The sequence below is a fragment of the Phormidesmis sp. 146-12 genome, from assembly GCF_052939495.1.
In genome coordinates this window covers 1-3,210 of sequence record NZ_JBJPHS010000223.1, presented here as the reverse complement: position 1 = coordinate 3,210, position 3,210 = coordinate 1, and the positions used below count along the sequence as shown (strand labels likewise).

Sequence of the window (3,210 nt, the reverse complement as noted above, 5' to 3'; positions counted from 1 at the left end):
GGGGGCTGAAGCCGATTGAAACGAAGCGAGTCACTCTCATCGAACTGACGTTAAACCAAAACAAACATTGAGACAAGAGCCGTCGATTCTTTCATCACAATATTAACCTCTTAGTTAGGGATTCTTTGGCTTAAGTAATTCTTTAATTATCGTAAAAAGCAAATCAAATCCGTTCAAGGCGGACGCTATATTGAGGGCGTTGTCTTCTGGCGTTGCGCTAGGCTAGATCAGGTAACTAGTCCTTAGTGAGCGATTAGCTTTTAGCTCCTACATCATGATGACAAGCGAAGATACGATTAAGCTCGATCAGTTTCTCAAGTTAAAAGGGTTGGTCGATACAGGCGGGCAGGCAAAGCTGCTGATTCAGGCAGGCGAAGTCAAAGTAAACGGCAAGGTTGAGACGCGACGAGGACGCAAATTGATGGCGGGCGATCGCGTGACCACAATGGGTGAGACTCTAAAAGTCGAGGCAGGTTTGTAGGAAGAAAAAGCCTGGAGGAATTCTCACTCTGCTGAAGTTTTTGTCACTAACCCGATAAAATGATAGAGACTTAACAAATCTATACAAGCCATGTATCTGACCTGGTTAGACAACAATTCCTGGCTAATCGAACTTGCAAGCAAGCGCATTTTGCTCGATCCCTGGCTTGTGGGAAATTTGACATTTGGCAATCTGGACTGGCTGTTTAAGGGATCACGATCGCACGATCGCCCTATTCCTGACCATCTCGATCTGATTTTGCTGTCTCAAGGGATAGAAGATCACGCCCATCCTGAGACGCTGAGGCAACTGGACAAATCGATTCCGGTGGTTGGCTCGCCTAGTGCGGCAAAAGTGGTTCAGCAGTTGGGTTTTACGCAGGTGACGACACTGAAACCGGGTGAGCAATTTGTGATGGATGGGCTGACGATCGCAGCTACTTTGGGATCTCCTCTCGGCCCATTGGTGCAAGAAAATGGTTACCTGATGAAAGCTGATGGCAAGACGCTCTACTACGAGCCACACGGGTTTCATCCGCCGACGCTCAAAGAGTTTGGCACGATCGATGTCGTGATTACTCCCTTGATTGATTTGGCGCTGCCGATCGTCGGTTCGCTGATCAAAGGTAAGGAAAGCGCCCTAGAACTGGCTCAGATGGTCAAACCGCGGGTGATGTTGCCGACGGCCGCAGGGGGAGAAATTGTCTTTGAAGGGTTGCTTTTGTCGCTGCTCAAAGTAATGGGCAACACAGACGACTTTCGCATCAAATTAGCTGAAAATCATCTTGCAACTAGCGTTCTAGAACCCAAGCCAGGCGAACGAATTGAGGTAGCTTGCTGAAGTTTTTGGGTCTGCGCTGGGTAAAAAGTTTGGTGACGATCTCTTAGTTACCCGCAAAGGATCGCGCCTCTCCTTATATTCTGAGAATTGAAGGTATTTTTCTATATTTATTATGAGTGTCCCTACCCTATCTGCTCAAGAGCTGGAAACACGACTGACTCAGCTAGAAGGTTGGAGCGTTGAAAACGGTAAGCTGCATCGTCAATATCGGTTCAAATCGTTTATCGAAGCGTTTGGGTTTATGTCGAGTGTGGCGCTGGTTGCCGAATCGATGAATCATCACCCCGAATGGTTTAATGTGTACAACCAGGTGACGATCGATCTGACGACCCACGACTCAGGCGGCATCACCCTCAAAGATGTGGAATTGGCGCAAAAAGCCAACGAGTTTGCAAAATAGAGCAAGTAGCAAGGTTAGAGAATGGGACAGTTTGAGCGCCTGGTTTTGATGGCCGAAGATGAGTTGACGCAGTACAGCACCGATGCCCGAAAGATCGAGAAATTGCGGCAAAAGATTGGGCTATCAGTCCCTCGCAAAGAGCAGGAGCAAGTTAAAGAAGCGCTGTTGGCTGCAATGCCCACTGACCCGATCAGCAAAGTGATCGAAACTCAACGTCAAACGGTGGCTTTACCTTTCTGGGGAATCGCTGGATTAGGGTTGCTGTTTGGCATTTCGGCTTCTCAACCGATCGATTTTGTGGCGACGATCGTTGGGGGAGCGATCGCGCTCAAAGTCCAACAACTCGGCTGGCAACTTCAGGCAAAGCGTCTAGTTCTCCGCACCCTTGAAGACATCGAAGAACGCACCAAAAATCCGCAATCCTAATCAAATCAATGATATGTAGCGAGATTACGTTCTTGCGATTTCAACAGAGCATCGATCTGTTCTCCCTTTTGGGGTAATCCGCTTTGCGAGGAGAGATAAGGAATGGACAGGCTCAAGCTTCCCTCTTACGATGCCTCGCCAGCAACGTGCTGCAAAATTTTCGTACGGGTTCCCATTTTTGCAATAGGATACAAGCGGAACGTAAACGAGGGGTTTGCAGGTGGTTAACGCGATACAAAGTGTAGGTGTTGGAGTGGACGATGAAAGTTTTGTTGAGTGGATCGATCCAGGGGTGGTGCGATCGGCGCGGCTGATCTATGAAACTTACTATGATGTGCATCCAGAATTGACAGAGCCACCGCTCGGTGTTGCGATCAATCGACTGACGCTACGAGGAAAACTGATTTTTAACGGCAAGCCTGCTTTGTTGCCCCAGGAGTGTTTTGTGCCGTTTGAAGCCTTTGGCGGTTAGCGAGCGATTGGCGGATCTGCTTGAGCGATCGTTCCTTAGCGTTGAGCCTGTGATATTAGAAGTTGCAATTCTGGAGGTTAAGCCTGGTTTGAGTGATGAGTTTGAAGCTGCTTTCAAAATGGCTTCAGCCCTGATTGCTTCCATCCCAGGCTACATTTCTCATGACCTGCAACGCTGTCTAGAAACTGAAAACCGATACATCTTGCTGGTACGCTGGCAAACGTTAGAAGCTCACACGGTTCAGTTTCGGCAGTCGCCAGAGTATCAAGAATGGCGTTCTCTCCTGCATCACTTCTACGATCCGTTCCCGATTGTGGAACATTATGAAACTGTCTCATTCTAAAATCACCTAAAGTCACTAAGGATCGCGAACTAAATAAGATCGTTTATTGCCAAGCGACTTCGCCCCCTCAATCCCCCATTCTGGAGGACTTTGAGAAAGCAGACATTCTAGAATTTAAGGCAGTTTCGCGGTTCAAAGTTCCCCAAATTTGGGGGATTGAGGGGGCAGAAGCCGAATCAAACGAAGCGAAACCGCGAGAATTACAGGTTGTTTAATTCACGATCCTAAGAATCGCAAAGCGGTGAGAT

At 48.1% G+C, this 3,210-nt stretch carries 6 protein-coding genes; all 6 read left to right on the top strand.

What is annotated here, in order from left to right; genetic code table 11:
• Positions 1-274 precede the first annotated feature (274 nt).
• Positions 275-481: an RNA-binding S4 domain-containing protein gene (locus tag ACKFKF_RS34690; protein WP_446858413.1), complete on the top strand. Its 207-nt coding sequence runs from the start codon at positions 275-277 to the stop codon at positions 479-481.
• Between the two features lie 90 nt (positions 482-571).
• On the top strand, positions 572-1,321 hold the full coding sequence (locus ACKFKF_RS34685) for an MBL fold metallo-hydrolase (protein ID WP_446871895.1): 750 nt from the start codon (positions 572-574) through the stop codon (positions 1,319-1,321).
• Between the two features lie 112 nt (positions 1,322-1,433).
• Complete coding sequence (locus tag ACKFKF_RS34680; protein ID WP_446858411.1) at positions 1,434-1,721, top strand: 4a-hydroxytetrahydrobiopterin dehydratase; 288 nt, start codon at positions 1,434-1,436, stop codon at positions 1,719-1,721.
• A gap of 21 nt (positions 1,722-1,742) precedes the next feature.
• Complete coding sequence (locus tag ACKFKF_RS34675) at positions 1,743-2,147, top strand: hypothetical protein (protein WP_446871894.1); 405 nt, start codon at positions 1,743-1,745, stop codon at positions 2,145-2,147.
• Between the two features lie 220 nt (positions 2,148-2,367).
• Positions 2,368-2,619 (top strand): hypothetical protein, encoded by a 252-nt coding sequence (locus ACKFKF_RS34670; protein ID WP_446858408.1) that lies wholly within the window; start codon positions 2,368-2,370, stop codon positions 2,617-2,619.
• On the top strand, positions 2,609-2,962 hold the full coding sequence (locus ACKFKF_RS34665) for an antibiotic biosynthesis monooxygenase family protein (protein ID WP_446871893.1): 354 nt from the start codon (positions 2,609-2,611) through the stop codon (positions 2,960-2,962). Before ACKFKF_RS34670 ends, ACKFKF_RS34665 begins: the two co-directional genes overlap by 11 nt.
• Positions 2,963-3,210 lie beyond the last annotated feature (248 nt).

What these genes read in the sequence shown, in the direction of transcription:
- ACKFKF_RS34685 (WP_446871895.1), top strand. Translation starts at nt 572, where the DNA reads ATGTATCTGACCTGGTTAGACAACAATTCCTGGCTAATCGAACTTGCA.
- ACKFKF_RS34690 (WP_446858413.1), top strand. Translation starts at nt 275, where the DNA reads ATGATGACAAGCGAAGATACGATTAAGCTCGATCAGTTTCTCAAGTTA.
- ACKFKF_RS34675 (WP_446871894.1), top strand. Translation starts at nt 1,743, where the DNA reads ATGGGACAGTTTGAGCGCCTGGTTTTGATGGCCGAAGATGAGTTGACG.
- ACKFKF_RS34680 (WP_446858411.1), top strand. Translation starts at nt 1,434, where the DNA reads ATGAGTGTCCCTACCCTATCTGCTCAAGAGCTGGAAACACGACTGACT.